This window comes from Rhodobacteraceae bacterium D3-12, from assembly GCA_025916135.1.
Classification (GTDB): Bacteria; Pseudomonadota; Alphaproteobacteria; order Rhodobacterales; family Rhodobacteraceae; genus JAKGBX01.
In genome coordinates this window covers 3,587,344-3,602,453 of record CP104793.1, presented here as the reverse complement: position 1 = coordinate 3,602,453, position 15,110 = coordinate 3,587,344, and the positions used below count along the sequence as shown (strand labels likewise).

General features: G+C 60.7%; 13 protein-coding genes and 1 pseudogene. 11 read left to right on the top strand and 3 right to left on the bottom strand.

The window, feature by feature from the left end; all coding sequences use genetic code 11:
- Positions 1 to 76: 76 nt before the first annotated feature.
- A complete protein-coding gene (locus N4R57_17800) occupies positions 77 to 1,072 on the bottom strand; it encodes an ABC transporter substrate-binding protein (GenBank protein UYV36822.1) in 996 nt (331 codons plus the stop codon).
- A gap of 231 nt (positions 1,073 to 1,303) precedes the next feature.
- Between N4R57_17800 and N4R57_17795 the strand changes: the two genes are divergently transcribed.
- From N4R57_17795 to N4R57_17770, 6 genes and pseudogenes are all read left to right on the top strand, one after another.
- On the top strand, positions 1,304 to 2,131 hold the full coding sequence (locus tag N4R57_17795) for an ABC transporter permease (GenBank protein ID UYV36821.1): 828 nt from the start codon (positions 1,304 to 1,306) through the stop codon (positions 2,129 to 2,131).
- Positions 2,128 to 3,525, top strand: a complete 1,398-nt coding sequence (locus tag N4R57_17790; GenBank protein ID UYV36820.1) for an amidase — start codon at positions 2,128 to 2,130, stop codon at positions 3,523 to 3,525. The genes N4R57_17795 and N4R57_17790 overlap by 4 nt, the downstream gene beginning before the upstream one ends.
- A gap of 14 nt (positions 3,526 to 3,539) precedes the next feature.
- The gene (locus N4R57_17785; protein UYV36819.1) at positions 3,540 to 4,598 is read left to right on the top strand and encodes an NAD(P)-dependent oxidoreductase; all 1,059 of its coding nucleotides are present in this window, start codon (positions 3,540 to 3,542) and stop codon (positions 4,596 to 4,598) included.
- Positions 4,585 to 5,418: a hypothetical protein gene (locus tag N4R57_17780; protein ID UYV36818.1), complete on the top strand. Its 834-nt coding sequence runs from the start codon at positions 4,585 to 4,587 to the stop codon at positions 5,416 to 5,418. The genes N4R57_17785 and N4R57_17780 overlap by 14 nt, the downstream gene beginning before the upstream one ends.
- Positions 5,419 to 5,525: 107 nt before the next feature.
- Positions 5,526 to 6,059, top strand: a pseudogene (locus N4R57_17775) (dihydrodipicolinate synthase family protein).
- 422 nt (positions 6,060 to 6,481) lie between these two features.
- Positions 6,482 to 7,264: an ABC transporter ATP-binding protein gene (locus N4R57_17770; protein UYV36817.1), complete on the top strand. Its 783-nt coding sequence runs from the start codon at positions 6,482 to 6,484 to the stop codon at positions 7,262 to 7,264.
- Positions 7,265 to 7,269: 5 nt separating this feature from the next.
- On the opposite strand, the gene N4R57_17765 is transcribed toward N4R57_17770, so the two are convergent.
- A complete protein-coding gene (locus tag N4R57_17765) occupies positions 7,270 to 7,914 on the bottom strand; it encodes a TetR family transcriptional regulator (protein UYV36816.1) in 645 nt (214 codons plus the stop codon).
- A 244-nt stretch (positions 7,915 to 8,158) separates the two neighbouring features.
- On the opposite strand from N4R57_17765, the gene glpD reads away from it, so the two are divergent.
- The gene (gene glpD / locus N4R57_17760) at positions 8,159 to 9,709 is read left to right on the top strand and encodes a glycerol-3-phosphate dehydrogenase (protein UYV36815.1); all 1,551 of its coding nucleotides are present in this window, start codon (positions 8,159 to 8,161) and stop codon (positions 9,707 to 9,709) included.
- Position 9,710: 1 nt separating this feature from the next.
- Here glpD and N4R57_17755 read toward each other — a convergent pair whose 3' ends face one another.
- Positions 9,711 to 10,475: a DeoR/GlpR family DNA-binding transcription regulator gene (locus tag N4R57_17755; GenBank protein UYV36814.1), complete on the bottom strand. Its 765-nt coding sequence runs from the start codon at positions 10,473 to 10,475 to the stop codon at positions 9,711 to 9,713.
- A gap of 440 nt (positions 10,476 to 10,915) precedes the next feature.
- Here N4R57_17755 and N4R57_17750 point away from each other — a divergent pair, with 440 nt between their 5' ends.
- From N4R57_17750 to N4R57_17735, 4 genes are all read left to right on the top strand, one after another.
- Positions 10,916 to 12,076 (top strand): TAXI family TRAP transporter solute-binding subunit, encoded by a 1,161-nt coding sequence (locus N4R57_17750; protein ID UYV36813.1) that lies wholly within the window; start codon positions 10,916 to 10,918, stop codon positions 12,074 to 12,076.
- A gap of 110 nt (positions 12,077 to 12,186) precedes the next feature.
- Positions 12,187 to 13,071, top strand: coding sequence for a TRAP transporter large permease subunit (locus N4R57_17745; GenBank protein UYV36812.1), 885 nt, complete (start codon positions 12,187 to 12,189; stop codon positions 13,069 to 13,071).
- Positions 13,071 to 14,069: a TRAP transporter large permease subunit gene (locus N4R57_17740; GenBank protein ID UYV36811.1), complete on the top strand. Its 999-nt coding sequence runs from the start codon at positions 13,071 to 13,073 to the stop codon at positions 14,067 to 14,069. The genes N4R57_17745 and N4R57_17740 overlap by 1 nt, the downstream gene beginning before the upstream one ends.
- 510 nt (positions 14,070 to 14,579) lie before the next feature.
- Positions 14,580 to 14,918 (top strand): hypothetical protein, encoded by a 339-nt coding sequence (locus tag N4R57_17735; protein ID UYV36810.1) that lies wholly within the window; start codon positions 14,580 to 14,582, stop codon positions 14,916 to 14,918.
- The last annotated feature ends 192 nt before the right edge of the window (positions 14,919 to 15,110 follow it).

Below are 15,110 nucleotides of genomic sequence, written 5' to 3'. Positions count from 1 at the left end.
CCAAAAAAAGCCGCCCGAAGCATGCTCCGGGCGGAAGTTCAGGGAGTGTAAACTCTTTGGCTGAGCGATTGGCCGCTCAGGGTTTGGTCATCTTGATGTCTTGGCTCATATACTCGTTGGTGAAGGCCGTTGACGGATCAAACGGCGCGTCGAGTTTGAAGTAGGTGTTGACCAGATCATAGGTCGCCTGAATGCGTTCGGGCCCGAAGTAGCCAAGGCCTTTTTCGACCGTATCGTCGGTGGTCATCAGTTCGATCACGCGCGACCATTGCGCATCCATCTCTTCTTTCTGGATGCCGCTGGCATTGGCGAGGAGAGCGTCGATGCAGGGGTCGGAATTGTCGACACAAGCGCGGTAAGCCTTTTGCGTCACCTCGACGAAAGCGGCGACGACCTTGGGGTTTTCGGCCATGTAGGCGTTGTTGACGATGAACGAGTTGCCATAGGGGTTGAGGCCGATGTCGGACCAGCGCAGGTGGCCGAGGTCATCCCCGAAGTCTTTTACCTTTTGGTCGTGGCCATTGTAAAAGTCGCTGATGATGTCGACGCGGCCTGCGGCGAGGGTCGGCATTTTGGCGGCAGGCGCGAGGTTGACGAATTTGACCGAGTCGGCGGGGATGTTGGCGGCCTTGGCAAAGGCGGGCCACATCACGCGGGCCGCATCGCCCGACGGATTGCCAAGAGTGCGCCCGGCAAAGTCAGCCGGAGAGGAGATGCCGCTCGATTTTTTCCAATACAGCGTGAAGGGCGAGTTGGCATAAAGCGCCATGACCGCCGTCAGTTCGGCGCCTTTGGATTTGGCGAGGAAGGCGGTGCCGAGTTCGGCGATGCCCATCTCGACCGCGCCGACGCCGACATTTTGCGCCGCAAGGCCCGAGCCTTTGCCGGATTGAATGTCGAGGTCGATGCCTGCGTCCTTATACCAGCCCTGATCCTTGGCATAAAACAGCGGGGCGTGGTCGGCGCCGGGGGTCCAGTTGAGGATCAGGCTGACCGATTCTTCGGCCTGTGCTGTGACAGGTGCGAGGGCAAAAAAGGCCGCGATGGCGGCGCTACGTGATAGTATTGTCATTATAGACTCCCGGTTGGCTGGGGTGGCCGCGCCAAGGGGCGGGCGACCCTTATCGGAAAACGCTAGGCGGGGGTGCGGGGTTCTGTCAACGCTTTTCAACCATTTGGTTGATGAAATTGGCGGCGCGTCCAAAGTTTTTGCATAAATCGTGCTTTGATTAGCATTGACAGGGGTGAGGCTGGGCTGGTTATGTCAACTAAACGTTTGATTCGTTCGGATCGGAGATCAAAGATGGTAGACGCCACCGAGGCCAGCAAACCGGCCGTCAAGTCAGCGATACGCGCCAAGTTGCCGGAATTATGGATGAATTACGGCCTCGCCATTGCTGCGCATTTGGCTGTTTTGCTGCTGTGGTGGGCGGTGACGGCGTTTGGCGGGATGCCGTCTTTTATCCTGCCATCGCCGCAAGAAACGCTCGCGACCTTGTTCGACCCGACCTATCGCTGGGGCTATAACACGATGGTCACGGCGGTCGAGATTTTCGTCGGCTACGGGCTGGCCATTGCCTTTGGCGTGCTGCTGGCGATGTTGTTCACGTGGTTTCGCACCCTACGGTCGGCTTTGTTCCCGCTGTTTGTGAGCATTTCGATGGTGCCCAAGGTCGCGCTGGGGCCGCTTTTGATCGTCTGGTTCGGCTATGGCATTGCGACCAACATCTTTTTCGCCTTTGTGATCGCCTTCTTCCCGATCCTGATCACCACGGCGCGGGGCTTGCGCGAGGTGGAGCCGGAGTTGCTTGATCTTGTGCGGGCATTGAAGGGGACGCGGTGGCAGATTTTCCGCAAGATCCAATTGCCCGGCGCGCTGCCTTATGTGTTCTCGTCGATGAAGGTGGGCGCGATTTTGGCCGTGGCGGGGGCCATTGTGGGTGAGTTTGTCGCGTCGAGCGAGGGCTTGGGATACCTGATGATTCAGGTGCAAGCGACGCTGGACACGGCGGCGATGTTCATGGCGGTGCTGTTGCTGAGCCTGTTGGGTGTGGTGCTGTTTGCGATCGTGGTCGGGCTTGAACGACTGCTGGTGGTCAAGGACGCGCGCCTTGATTCGGCGCCGCAATGAGCGATGATCTGACATTGATGTCCGCGGCCGAGATGGTAGCGCGGTTTGCCAAGCGGAGCCTGTCGCCGGTCGAGGCCTGCGAGGCGGCGCTGGCGCGGGTCGAGACGATCCAGCCGGAGTTGAACGCGTTTTGCGTGATTGATCCCGACAGCGCGATGGCGGCGGCGCGGGAGTCCGAGGCGCGCTATGCCAAGGGCGCGGCGCTGGGGCCGGTGGACGGGGTGCCAAGCACGCTCAAAGACCTTGTGCTGACCAAAGGGTGGCCGACGCGGCGCGGGTCGCGCACCATTCCCGAAGACGGCCCATGGGACGAGGACGGACCAGCCACCGCGCGGATGCGCGAGGGGGGCGCGGTGTTGCTGGGCAAGACCACAACGCCGGAGTTTGCGTTCAAACCGGTAACAGACTCGCCGCTGTGCGGGATTACACGCAACCCGTGGAACCCGGAGTTGACGCCCGGAGGGTCAAGCGGCGGCGCGGGAGCGGCGGCGGCGACCGGCGCGGGCACATTGGCGATGGGCACGGATGCGGGCGGCTCGATCAGGATACCGGCGTGCTTTTGCGGCGTATTCGGGCATAAGCCAACGGGCGGGCGGGTGCCGACCCATCCGCCGACGCCTTTGTCATCGCTGGTGAGTTTCGGGCCAATGACGCGCACGGTTGAAGACGCGGCAAGGATGCTGAGCGTGCTGGCGCGGCCGGATGCGCGCGACGGGGCGGCGCTGCCGTTTGAGAATGTCGCCTATCATGAGCGGTTGCAGGCCGACCCGGCAGAGTGGCGCGTGGCCTATAGCCCCGACATGGGGTTTGCCGATATGGACCCGGAGGTTGCGGCGCTGGTGAAGACTGCGGCACAGGCTTTTGTCGATATGGGGGCAAAAGTCGAGCAGGTCGAGCGGGTGATAGATGACCCCAGCCCGTTGATGGGGCGGCTGTTGGACGGGTATTTCGATTTCGCCTTTCGCGATTTCGGCGAGGATAAATTTGCGATCATGGACCCGGAGGTCGTGGAGCAGATCCGCGAGAGCCGAGGCGCCAACCTGCATGATCATTTGCAGGCGGAAATGGAGCGCACAGCGTTGATGCGCCAGATGGCCGAGTTTCACGAGCGGTTCGATTTCCTTTTGACGCCGACATTAACCATCCCGCCGTTTTCGGCGGAGGTGCCGTTTCCCGAGGGGCAGAGCCTTCATTCGTGGACCAAGCTGTGCGTGGCGTTCAACCTGACCCGGCAACCGGCGGCGAGCGTTCCCTGTGGGTTTACGCGCGCTGGGCTTCCTGTCGGGCTTCAGATTGTCGGGCGATTTGGTGATGACCTTGGGGTTTTGCGCGCTTCGCGGGCGTTTGAGCTTGCGCGGCCATGGGCCGACCGGCGCCCGCAGATTATTCAATGAAAGGACCGGCTATCATGAAAGACCAATCAGAGGATGTGCCAATGACACCTGCGCCGCTTCCCGAACGGATCGAAGATGTTGCGATGTTGGAAGAGTTGCTGTCGCGCCCGGATGCGGCGACGGTGGCGGACTTGGAGTCGCTTGACGGCGACGTGATGGTGTTGGGCGTGTCGGGCAAAGTCGGCCCATCGCTTGCGCATATGGCGGCGCGGGCCTTGCCGGGGCGGCGGGTGATCGGCGTGGCGCGGTTTTCAAACCCGGATATGATGGGCACCCTTGAGGATTGGGGTGTTGAGGCGATCCAATGTGACATGATGGACCGCGACGCGATGCAAAAGCTGCCGCGGGCGAAGAATATCGTGTTCATGGCGGGGCACAAGTTTGGCTCCTCTGGTAATCAGGGGCTGACCTGGGCGATGAACACCTATCTTCCGGGGATGGTGGCGGAGACGTTCACAGACGCGCGGATTTCGGTGTTTTCGACGGGCTGTGTGTATCCGTTTATGCCGCTGGAGCAGATCGGGGCGGATGAAAGTGTAACGCCGGAACCGCCGGGGGAATATGCGCAGTCGTGCATCGGGCGCGAGCGGATGTTCGAGCATTTCAGCCAAGAGCACGGCGTTCCGGGGCGGTTGATCCGGCTGAACTATGCGATTGATATGCGGTACGGCGTGCTGTGCGATATTGCCGATGCGATCCACGCGGGCCAGCCGGTGGATTTGAGCACCGGGCATGTCAACGTGATCTGGCAGGGCGATGCCAACCGCTATTCCTTGCGCGCGTTGGCCCATGCGAGCGTGCCGACATCGCCGTTGAATGTGAGCGGGCCGGAGACATTGCCGGTGCGATGGCTGGCCGAGGAGCTGGGCAAGCGAATGGGCCGCGAGGTGGTGTTTTCGGGTGAACCGGGGCCGACCGCATGGCTGAACAATTCGGCCGAGGCGTTCCGGTTGTTCGGCTATCCAGAGGTGCCGTTGGGCCGGATGCTGGATTGGGTCGCGGATTGGACCACGCGCGACATGCCAAGCCACGGGAAGCCCACCAAATTTGAGAGCCGCGATGGACGTTACTGAGGCTCCACAATGGCTTGACCTGTCCGAGGTTGCGGCGTGCCAGCCCTTGTCTGACGAGGCGGGCTGGAACCAGACGCCCGATGACTGGGACATGTTGCTGCGCGCGGGGCAGGGGTTTGCCATTCGCGACCGGGGCGGGGTGCCGAGAGCGACGGTGGTGGCCTTGCCGATGGGCGAGAGCTTTGGCTGGATCAGCATGGTTTTGGTGACCGGTGCGCTGCGCCAGAGGGGCCATGCCAAGCGGTTGATGGGGATCGCGATTGCGTGGCTTGAGGGGCAGGGATTGACCCCGGTTCTGGATGCGACGCCGGCGGGGCAGCCGCTGTATGAGCTATTGGACTTCAAGGGCGGTTTGCGCCTTCGACGGATGTCGGGCGAAGGCGGTGGGCGTGCCGAGACAGAGGGCCTGCGCGCCGCGATGGCGAAGGATGCTGAGTGGGTCGAGGCATTGGACCGCGCGGTGTTTGGCGGCGAGCGCGGCGCAATTTTGCGCGACCTGATGGGGCGCGACGGTGCGGTTTCGATTGTATCCGAGGCCGAGGACGGCTTCGTTTTGAGCCGAAAGGGGCGCAATGCGACGCAGATCGGGCCTGTGGTTGCGGGGGATCAAGCAACCGCCACGCGCCTGTTGCAAGCCGCGCTGGCGGCGATTGAGGGGCGGGTGTTTGTGGATGCGGTGGTTGGGCAAGGGCTCGACCTTGTGTTGGAGCGCGACGGGTTCAAGGAACAACGCCCGTTCCTGCGCATGGCGCGGGGCGATGGCATGAATATGGACACTCCGGCGCGGTATTTCGCAGCGGCGGGGCCGGAATTGGGATGATGGATATGGTAAAACACTGGAGTGATATTCCGGCGCCTGTGCTGGAGTTGTTGCGCGAAGGCACGGTTATTCCGGCGCATCCGCTGGCCTTGGGCGAAGGGGCCGAGATGGACCCGGTGCGGCAGCGCGCATTGACGCGGTATTACATTGATGCCGGTGCGGGCGGATTGGCCGTGGGCGTGCATACGACACAGTTTGAGATCCGCGAACACGGGCTTTATGAGCCGGTTCTGGCGGCCTGTTCAGAGGCGGCGGATGCGTGGAGCGACCGTCCGCTGGTCAAGATCGCAGGGATTGTCGGCAAGACGACGCAGGCCATCGCCGAAGCGCAGGTGGCGCGGGGGCTTGGCTATCACGCGGGGCTGATGAGCCTTGCGGCGTTCAAAGGCGCGAGCGAGGACGAGATGATCGCCCATTGCGAGGCGGTGGCCAAGGAAATTCCGCTGTTCGGGTTTTACCTTCAGCCTGCGGTGGGCGGGGTGAAGCTGGGCTTTGAGTTCTGGCGCAGGTTTGCGGCGATCGAGAATGTGATCGGCATCAAGATGGCTCCGTTCAACCGCTATGACACGCTGAATGTGTTGCGCGGGGTGGCGGCGGCGCGGGCCGAGGAGCGTGTCGCGCTGTACACCGGGAATGACGATCATATCGTTGCGGATCTGCTGACCCCGTTTAGCGTGGTCAGGGACGATGAGGTTTTGACCCTGCCGATCCGGGGCGGGTTGCTGGGCCATTGGTCGGTCTGGACCCGTCGGGCGGCGGAGTTGCACGCCCGGTGCCGCGCCGCGCAGGAGGCGGGGGTGATCCCGGCGGAGTTGCTGGCGCTGGACGCAGAGGTGACGGATTGCAACGCGGCGTTGTTTGACGTGGCGAACGGCTTTCAGGGTGCGATTGCGGGCTGTCATGAGGTGCTGCGGCGGCAAGGCCTGTTGACCCATGTAAGATGTTTGAGCGCGCATGAGACGATGGGGCCGGGGCAGGCCGAAGAGATCAGCCGTGTTGCGGCGCAACATGCGCATTTGACTGACGATGCCTTTGTGGCGGAAAATCTGGAGCGGTGGCTGGGATGAGTGACAACACAATCATTCGCATGGAAAACGTGCGCAAGGTATACAAGACCCGCGACGCGGATATCCTTGCTGTATCAGACGTGACGATGGATGTGGCTGAGGGCGATTTCGTATCGCTTGTCGGGCCGTCGGGATGCGGGAAATCGACGATCCTGAAGATCCTCGCCGATTTGCATCCGCATGATGGTGGCACGGTCGAAGTCGGGTCGAAAGACGCGCCGTTCGATCCGAGCCGCGACATCGGAATGGTGTTTCAGCAGGCGCTTTTGCTGAAATGGCGGCGGATACTCGACAACATCATGTTGCCTGCGGAAATCATCGGCCTGCCGATCAAGGAAACCCGCGAACGGGCACGGGATTTGATGAATATGGTGGGGTTGAGCGGTTATGAGGACCGCTACCCTTATGAACTGTCGGGCGGGATGCAGCAGCGGGCGTCGATTGCGCGGTCGTTGATCCATGATCCCAAGCTGGTCCTGATGGATGAGCCGTTTGGGGCGTTGGATGCGTTGACGCGCGAGAAGATGAACCTTGAGATCATGCGCATCTGGCAGGCGTCGAACAAGACGATCCTGTTCGTGACCCATTCGATTCAGGAGGCCGTATTCCTTGGCTCGCATTGTGCGGTGCTGACGGCGGGGCCGGCGCGTATGGCCGACCATTTCGAGATTGATTTGCCCTATCCGCGCAAGTTGTCGATGAAAACAACGCCGGAATTCGGCGAATATACCCAACGGATTTACCGCCAGTTGAACATGGAAGACGAGGCGGTCGGCTGAGGCGATCAAACGGCGGGGCGTTGCCGGATGCCGTTCATCGCAAGATCGACGATATGGGCGCGGCGTTCTAGTTGTGCCTCTGGTGTGTCGAATTCGCGCCCGAACGCGCGGCTGATCGTATAGATATTGGCGAAATAGAAGAACGACATGCCAGCGATGGACAGGTAGAAATGCAGCGGGTCGATGCCGCGGCGAAAGATGCCTTCTTCGACCCCGCGATCCAGCGTTTGCGAGATCATCTGGATGATCGGCAGGTTGATGTCTGCCATGCTTTCCGAGCCGTTGAGGTGGCGTCCGCGATGGGCGTTTTCATCGGCCAGCAGGCGCACGAAATCGCGGTTCTGGCGCAGGTATTCATAGGAAAACTCGATCAGGCTGCGCATTGCTTCTTCGGCTGGGAGGGAGTCGAGTTTCAGCTCAGCCTCCTGACTGCGGATTTGCGAGTAGACCTTTTCGAGGACGGCGGAGTAGAGGCCGTCCTTGCTTCCGAAGTAGTGATAGACCAGTTGTTTGTTGACGCCCGCGCATTGGGCAATCGCGTCGATGCGCGCCCCTTCAAGGCCGGATTCCGAAAACACCTTTTGCGCCGCCTTGAGCAGAAGGCTGCGGGTTTCATCGGCCATTTCGGTGCGGGTTTTCCGGGCTGTCATGAGATTGAAATCATACCAAGTTTACAAAGGTTTTATTGAGCCTGAGACTAGCCTTTAGCGGGGGCGGGAACAAGCGTGGCGGGCGAAATTCGTGGGTTTGTCAGAGGGCGAGAGCTTGTCGCGCGGTCCTTGCGGAAAGGGAACATAAACGCGCATTGAGGCTTGCGAAAATGTTCGTTTATGGCCACATACGGGGCAGGCGCAGAGAAAGAGGGCCGGTGTGCAGCGTTCGGAAGAACAATTTGTGAGCGATCTTTTCGTCATTGGTGGTGGCATCAATGGCTGTGGCATTGCGCGCGATGCGGCGGGGCGCGGGATGTCTGTGACGCTGGCCGAGATGAATGATCTGGCATCGGCGACGTCATCGGCGTCGACCAAGCTGTTTCATGGCGGGTTGCGCTATCTCGAATATTTCGAAATCCGGCTGGTACGCGAGGCGTTGATTGAACGCGAGACCCTGTTGAAGGCGATGCCGCATATAAGCTGGCCGATGCGATTTATCCTTCCGTATCATAAGGATATGCGGTTTGAGACGGATACGCCGGCCTCGAAATTTCTGCGTATTGTCATGCCGTGGGCCAAGGGGCGCAGGCCTGCGTGGCTTATCCGGTTGGGCTTGTTCTTGTACGACAGGCTGGGCGGGCGGGAGATTTTGCCGGGCACGACAAAGGTGGATTTGCACAGCGCGCCAGAGGGGGCGCCGCTTAAGGATCACTTCAAGAAGGCATATGAGTATTCCGATTGCTGGATCGAGGATTCCCGGCTTGTCGTGTTGAATGCGCGGGATGCGCAGGCACGCGGTGCGCGGATACTGACCCGAACCGAGGTGATCGGGGCAACAGCGGAAAACGGGCATTGGCGCATTGAAACGCGCGATAACGAAAGTGGAGCGGTTGCGATCCATCATGCGCGGATGTTGGTGAATGCCGCAGGGCCGTGGGTTGGCGATGTGATCCACTCCAAGGTCAGGAGCAAATCAACCGAGGGTGTGCGGCTGGTGCGGGGCAGTCATATTGTGACCAAGCGGCTGTTTGAACACGACAAGTGCTACTTCCTTCAGGGCAATGACGGGCGGATCGTTTTTGCCATTCCTTATGAGGGGGATTTTACGCTGATCGGGACGACGGATGCGGACCACGTAGACCCGTCAACCAAACCGGAATGCACGCCGCAGGAACGCGATTACCTGCTGGATTTCGTGAACGGCTATTTCAAGCAGAGCCTGACGGAGGCGGATGTGGTTTGGAGCTATTCCGGGGTGCGGCCGCTTTATGATGACGGGGCGAGCAGCGCCTCGGCGGCGACGCGGGACTATACGCTGAAGGTCGACCGGAGCGGCGGAGCGCCGATGTTGAACATTTTTGGCGGCAAGATCACCACTTATCGCCGATTGGCGGAAAGCGCGCTGGACAAGATCGGTGGAGAGATCGCGGTGGAGAAGGGACCGTGGACCGCTGGCGTGGCGCTTCCCGGTGGGGATTTTGCGGTGGAGGACGTGGCGGCGCAGATTGCCGCGCTTGGGGCGCGGTATCCGTTTTTGAGCGATGCTTGGGCAAAGCGGTTGGTGCGGGCCTATGGCACCGAAGCGAGCGATGTTTTGGGCGGGACCACGTCGGTGGACGATCTGGGGCGCGATTTTGGCGCGACGTTGAGCGAGGCCGAGGTGCGTTGGTTGATGCGGCACGAATTTGCCCGCACGGCAGAGGATGTTATCTGGCGGCGCAACAAGCTGGGCTTGCGATTGAGCGCGGCGCAGGTGGCGGATTTGGACCAATGGATGGCCGCGGCGCGGTGATCTAGGCGTCGGCGACCGAGACTTGGGTGTTCCAACGCGTGCAATCGGCTTGCAGATGGGCAGGGAGCTGCTCGTCGGTGAAAAACACATCAATTTCAGAAAGCGAGGCGATGCGGGCCGGGGCGCTGCGCTTGAATTTGGAATTGTCCGCAACGAGGAAGGTCCGGCGCGATTGACGCAGGATGGCTTGGCTGACGCTGACTTCTTCGATGTCGAAATCGAGCAGGTCGCCGTCTTGGTCAAGGGCAGAGCAGCCAATCACGGCGAGGTCAAATTTGAACTTGTGGATCGTATCCGTGGCGAGGTTGCCGATCAGCCCGCCATCGGCGCGGCGCAGGTGGCCGCCGGTGAGGACCACTTCGCAGGTCGGGTTGGTCAGCAGGATATTGGCGACGTTCATATTGTTGGTCAGCACCATCAGGTTTTCATGGTGGAGAAGCTCGCGGGCAACGGCTTCGGTGCTGGTTCCGATGTTGAGAAACAGGGAAATGTCATTGGGGATTTGCGCCGCACAGGCGCGCGCGATGCTGGCCTTTGGGGAGGGGTTCAGCGAGCGGCGTTCGTGGTAGCCGATGTTAACGGTGCCAGAGGGCAGGACCGCCCCGCCATGCACGCGCTCGAGCTTGCCGGCGTCGGCGAGTTCCCCAAGATCGCGACGGATGGTTTGCTGTGTCACGCCGAAGTGCGCAGCGAGCCCTTCAACCGAGACCTTGCCTTCGCGGCGCGCAATTTCAAGGATCTCGGGGTTTCGGAAGTTTTGGGCCATGGTTGCCTTCGGTATTTTTCAGTCCGTGAAAAACAGTCGCGGATTCCGGCGGGCGGTGCAACACCATCGCGTGAAATGATCGCAGAGCGCAGCGCTTGTGGCGGGGTGTTGGGGGATTCGCGCACCATACCGAAGAGTCCGGTTTGCGGGGCGAACTGCGCAAGAATGCGGGTCTTGTCGACCGGTTTGATGGGGCGCGTGGGGGATTATCACTTCTTACGCTACGTAAAGATCGCCTCTGATTGACAGGTGGAGATGCGCAAAGGAGACTTTCGGGTGCATATAAAGCGGCAAGCCAAACCACAAAAAATTTGGTATGGTGAGGCCCGTGCAACGCGGAGGAGGTGTTGTGCGGTGCGACGGTTGCCCCAAAAAAATAGGGGCGCGGACCGCTTTTTTGCCGGCACGAATAAAAATGCGTACCAATTGGGAGGAGTACCATGAAAAAGATGATAATGGCCGCGACACTTGCTGTCGTGGCGGGACCGACAATGGCAGAGGACGTTAACCTGCCTGGTCAGGTTGTTTGGACTGCTTATGGCACCGGATCGGCCGGATATAACCAATCGGTAGCGATTGGTGCGGCGCTTCAGGAAGCGACGGGTTTGAACCTGCGGGTGCTGCCGGGCAAGAATGATATTGCGCGCACGGAGCCGCTTCGCCAAGGCAAGGTGCAATTCTCGGCCAACGGTGTTGGCGGTTCGTTCATGGCGCAGGAAGGTGTGTTCCAGTTCGGGGCCGAAAACTGGGGTCCGCAGCCTGTGCGGGTTCTGGCGGCGAACAGCGGCGGCACGGTTGGGCTGTCTCTCGCGGTTGCGGCGGAGGCCTGTGAAAAGGTCGGCAAGCCGAAATGCGAAGGCTTTACCTATGCCGATCTCAAAGGGCTGCGCGTGAGTTGGGTCAAAGGGGCGCCGGCGCTTAACGTCAACAACGAGGCATATCTTGCCTATGGCGGTTTGACTTGGGACGACGTGGAGCGGGTTGATTTTGGCGGCTTCGGCGACAGCTGGAAAGGCATGGTCGACGGCAGCACGGATGCGGCGTTTGCCTCGACCAACTCGGGGCGTGCCTATGAGGCAGCAAGCAGCCCGCGCGGTGTCTATTGGCCGCCGATTGATGGCAACGACAAGGACGCCATGGCGCGGATGCACGCGGTTGCTCCGTTCTTTGACCCCATGATGGCCACGGTTGGCGCGACGATTGACGGAACCGACGGGTCGCTAACGGCGGGCTATGCCTATCCGGTTCTGATGACCTATGCGTCGCAGGACGAAGAGCTGACCTATAACATGACCAAGGCGATGCATGTGTTCTTTGACAGTTACAAAGGCAAGGCACCGGGGATCAATGGTTGGGCGCTTGAGAAGCAGAACTTTCAGTGGGTGGCCCCGTATCATGACGGCGCAATCCGCTATTACAAGGAAATCGGTAAGTGGAGCGATGCCGATCAGGCGCATAACGACAAGCTGATCGCGCGTCAGGGCGCGCTGATGAAAGCCTGGGAAGAGCTTAAGGCGGAAGGCGCCGACAATTGGGCCGAAGCCTGGAACAAGAAGCGTCGTGAAGCACTGAAAGCTGGTGGCTTCGACGTCGTCTTTTGATCTGACGTTCTGATATTTGCACGGGCGGGCCGCGTTGGTCCGCCCGGTTGCAAAACTGACGTTCCCTGACCCGTCCCGGCGCGCCGGGCTTTTCGGATTGGACCCTTTCTATGAGTGATCAAGACATTTCCAGTGGCCGCGGTGAAGCGGCCATCGAAGCCGAGCGTGCCGCCGAGCGATTGGCATTTTCCGGGGCGGCCCGGTGGATGATCATCATCTGCACGCTTGGCGCGATTGGCCTTGCCGTGAACCAGCTTTTCAACCTTCGGCTGGGGGGCTATTCGCTTTTGGAGGGGATGTATCTTTATATTCTGGCCGGGCTTTTCCTAAGCCTGACGTTCATCACCTTTCGGGCATGGGGGCCGCCATCACCGAATGTGCCTTGGTATGATTGGGCGCTTGCTGCGCTAACGCTGGGGATTGCCGGGTTTTTCACGGCGACCGCGGGGCAAAGCCTTGATTCCGGGTGGGAATATGCGGCGCCGGAGCGCGCGGTCTGGGCGTCGATTGTGTTTTACCTGCTGATCCTTGAGGGGACGCGGCGGGCCGGTGGGTTGGTCTTGTTCGGGATCGTTCTGTTGTTTTCGATTTACCCGACATTTGCCGGACATGTGCCGGACCCGTTGAACGGGTTTACCCAGCCGTTTCGCGATGTGGTGCCCTATTTCATGATTTCGTCGGAAGCGTCGTTTGGCATTCCGATGCGGGCCTTTGGCAATCTGGTGATCGGGTTCATCCTGTTTGGCGCGGTGTTGCAATTCACCGGTGGCGGCAAGTTTTTCAACAACCTCGCCCTGTCGCTGGTTGGCGGGTATCGCGGTGGTGCGGCCAAGGTTTCGATTTTCGCCAGCGGCTTTATGGGGTCGATGTCGGGATCGGTGATTTCGAACGTGTTGACCACCGGAGCCGTGTCGATTCCAGCGATGAAGAAGACTGGGTTTTCAGCGCGATACGCCGCCGCGACCGAGGCCTGCGCCTCGACCGGGGGGTGTTGATGCCGCCGATCATGGGGGCGACGGCGTTTGTGATCGCCTCGTGGCTGAGCCGGCCATATGTCGAGATCATGTTGGCGGCGGCGATCCCGTCGCTGCTCTATTTCTTTGGGCTGTTCATGCAGATTGACGCCTATTCAGCGCGCCGTGGTCTGACCGGGATTGCGCGGGCGGATTTGCCCAAAGTGGGGCAGACGCTGCGCGAGGGGTGGCTGTATGTCGCGGTTTTCGCGCTGTTGATTTTCCTGATGGTGGCGTTCCGCTGGGAAACCACGGCGCCGTTTTATGCGGTGTTGCTTTTGCTGGTGGTGAACCAGTTCAACAAGGGCGACCGGATGTCATGGCAGGGCTTTCTGGACGTGATCGCATCGGTCGGGCGGACCTTGTCCGAGCTGGTTGCTGTGCTGCTTGGGATCGGGATGATCGTGGGCGCATTTCAGGCGACGGGTTTGACCGGGCCGCTGGCGAATGAGCTGGTGCATATGGCCGGGAGTTCGGTGCCGATGTTGCTGGTGATGGGGGCGGTGACCTCCTTCATCTTTGGCATGGGGATGACGGTGACGGCCTGCTACATTTTCCTTGCTGTGGTGTTGGCACCGGCATTGGTGCAGGCGGGGCTGAACGAATTGGCCGTGCATCTGTTCATACTTTACTGGGGCATGGTGAGTTTTATTACGCCGCCCGTGGCGCTGGGTGCTTTTGCGGCGGCGACGATGGCCGGGTCGGGCGCGATGCGCACCGGGGTTGAGGCGATGAAGTTGGGTGGGGTGATCTATGTCATTCCGTTCTTCTTTGTGCTCAACCCGGCGCTGATCGGGCAGGGGAGCGCGGATGAGGTGATCATCGTGCTGTTCTGTGCGCTGATCGGGGTCTGGTTTTTGGCGGCGGCGCTTCAGGGCTATGTCAACTTTGTCGGGCCGTTGCAAAACGTGCTGATGCGGATTTTGTTGATTGCTGCCGCGCTTATGATTGCCGCGCCGGCGGGGGTGTTTGGGGCTTGAGCCACCTGTGGCTGACCCTGTTCGGTTTCGCGCTTGCGGTGGTGCCGTTGACGGTTGCGAAGATGGCCGGGCGGCAGGCACAGGCCGCTTAGACGCGGCACAAGCCATGGCCGGGGCGCACAAGGGCGGTCCCGGCCTGATCACGCCATTCAGGTTACAATTCAAGATGGGCGAGCGCGTCCGAGATTCCCGACGCTGTGGATTGCAGCGCTGCGATCTGTTCGGGCGCGGGGGTGTCGGGATGTGTTCCGTCAGGCTGACCAAGGCGAGGGTGGCGACCATCGTGCCATCCAGCCCGAGAATAGGGCAGGCCAGCGCGTTCAGCCCCTTCATCGCGAGGTTCGGGGCATCAACCCAGCCCAGTTCAGTGATTTTGGTGAATTGCGCCTCAAGCTCATGAGGGGCAGGGGCTGTGAAACCCGGATCTTTGGCGAGGTTGTGTTGCATGATCGCGGCGCGGCGTTCGGCGGGCAAATAGGCCAGCGCGGCCAGCCCTTGAGCGGATGTGAAATGGCCGAGGAGCGAGCCGGGGCGCACGGCGACGTCGATTTGATGCGTGCCGGGGATGGTGCTGAGGATGCGAATGCCATCCGTTTCGACCTGTCCGACGCTGACGGCGAGGCCGGTTTTGTCGCGCAATTGGTGGATGAAGGGTTTCACCACGTTCGCCAGATCATCCAAGCCCGCCGCCGCGCGGCCCAACGCCGCCAATCGCGACCCGAAGATATACCGATCGGTCGAGGGGGATTGGCGCAGGTAGCCAAGGTTCACGAGGCTGCGCAGGTGGCGGTGGATTCGGCTTTTGGAGGTTTCCAATTGCTGGGCAAGGGCGGTTACGCCGAGGCCTGAATTTGCGTCAACCAAAGCTTCGAGGATGTCGAAAGCCAAGGCGACGCTCTGAATTGTATCTGACTTTTCAGTGTCTTCCATAGGCGTCTCCTTCGTTTGAACGGGCACGCGCAGGAGGTCGAAATATAGCGCGGAGCGGGCTGTTGACAGCAACACTAGCACGACCCTATTTTTCGCTAAAAGGAATAATGT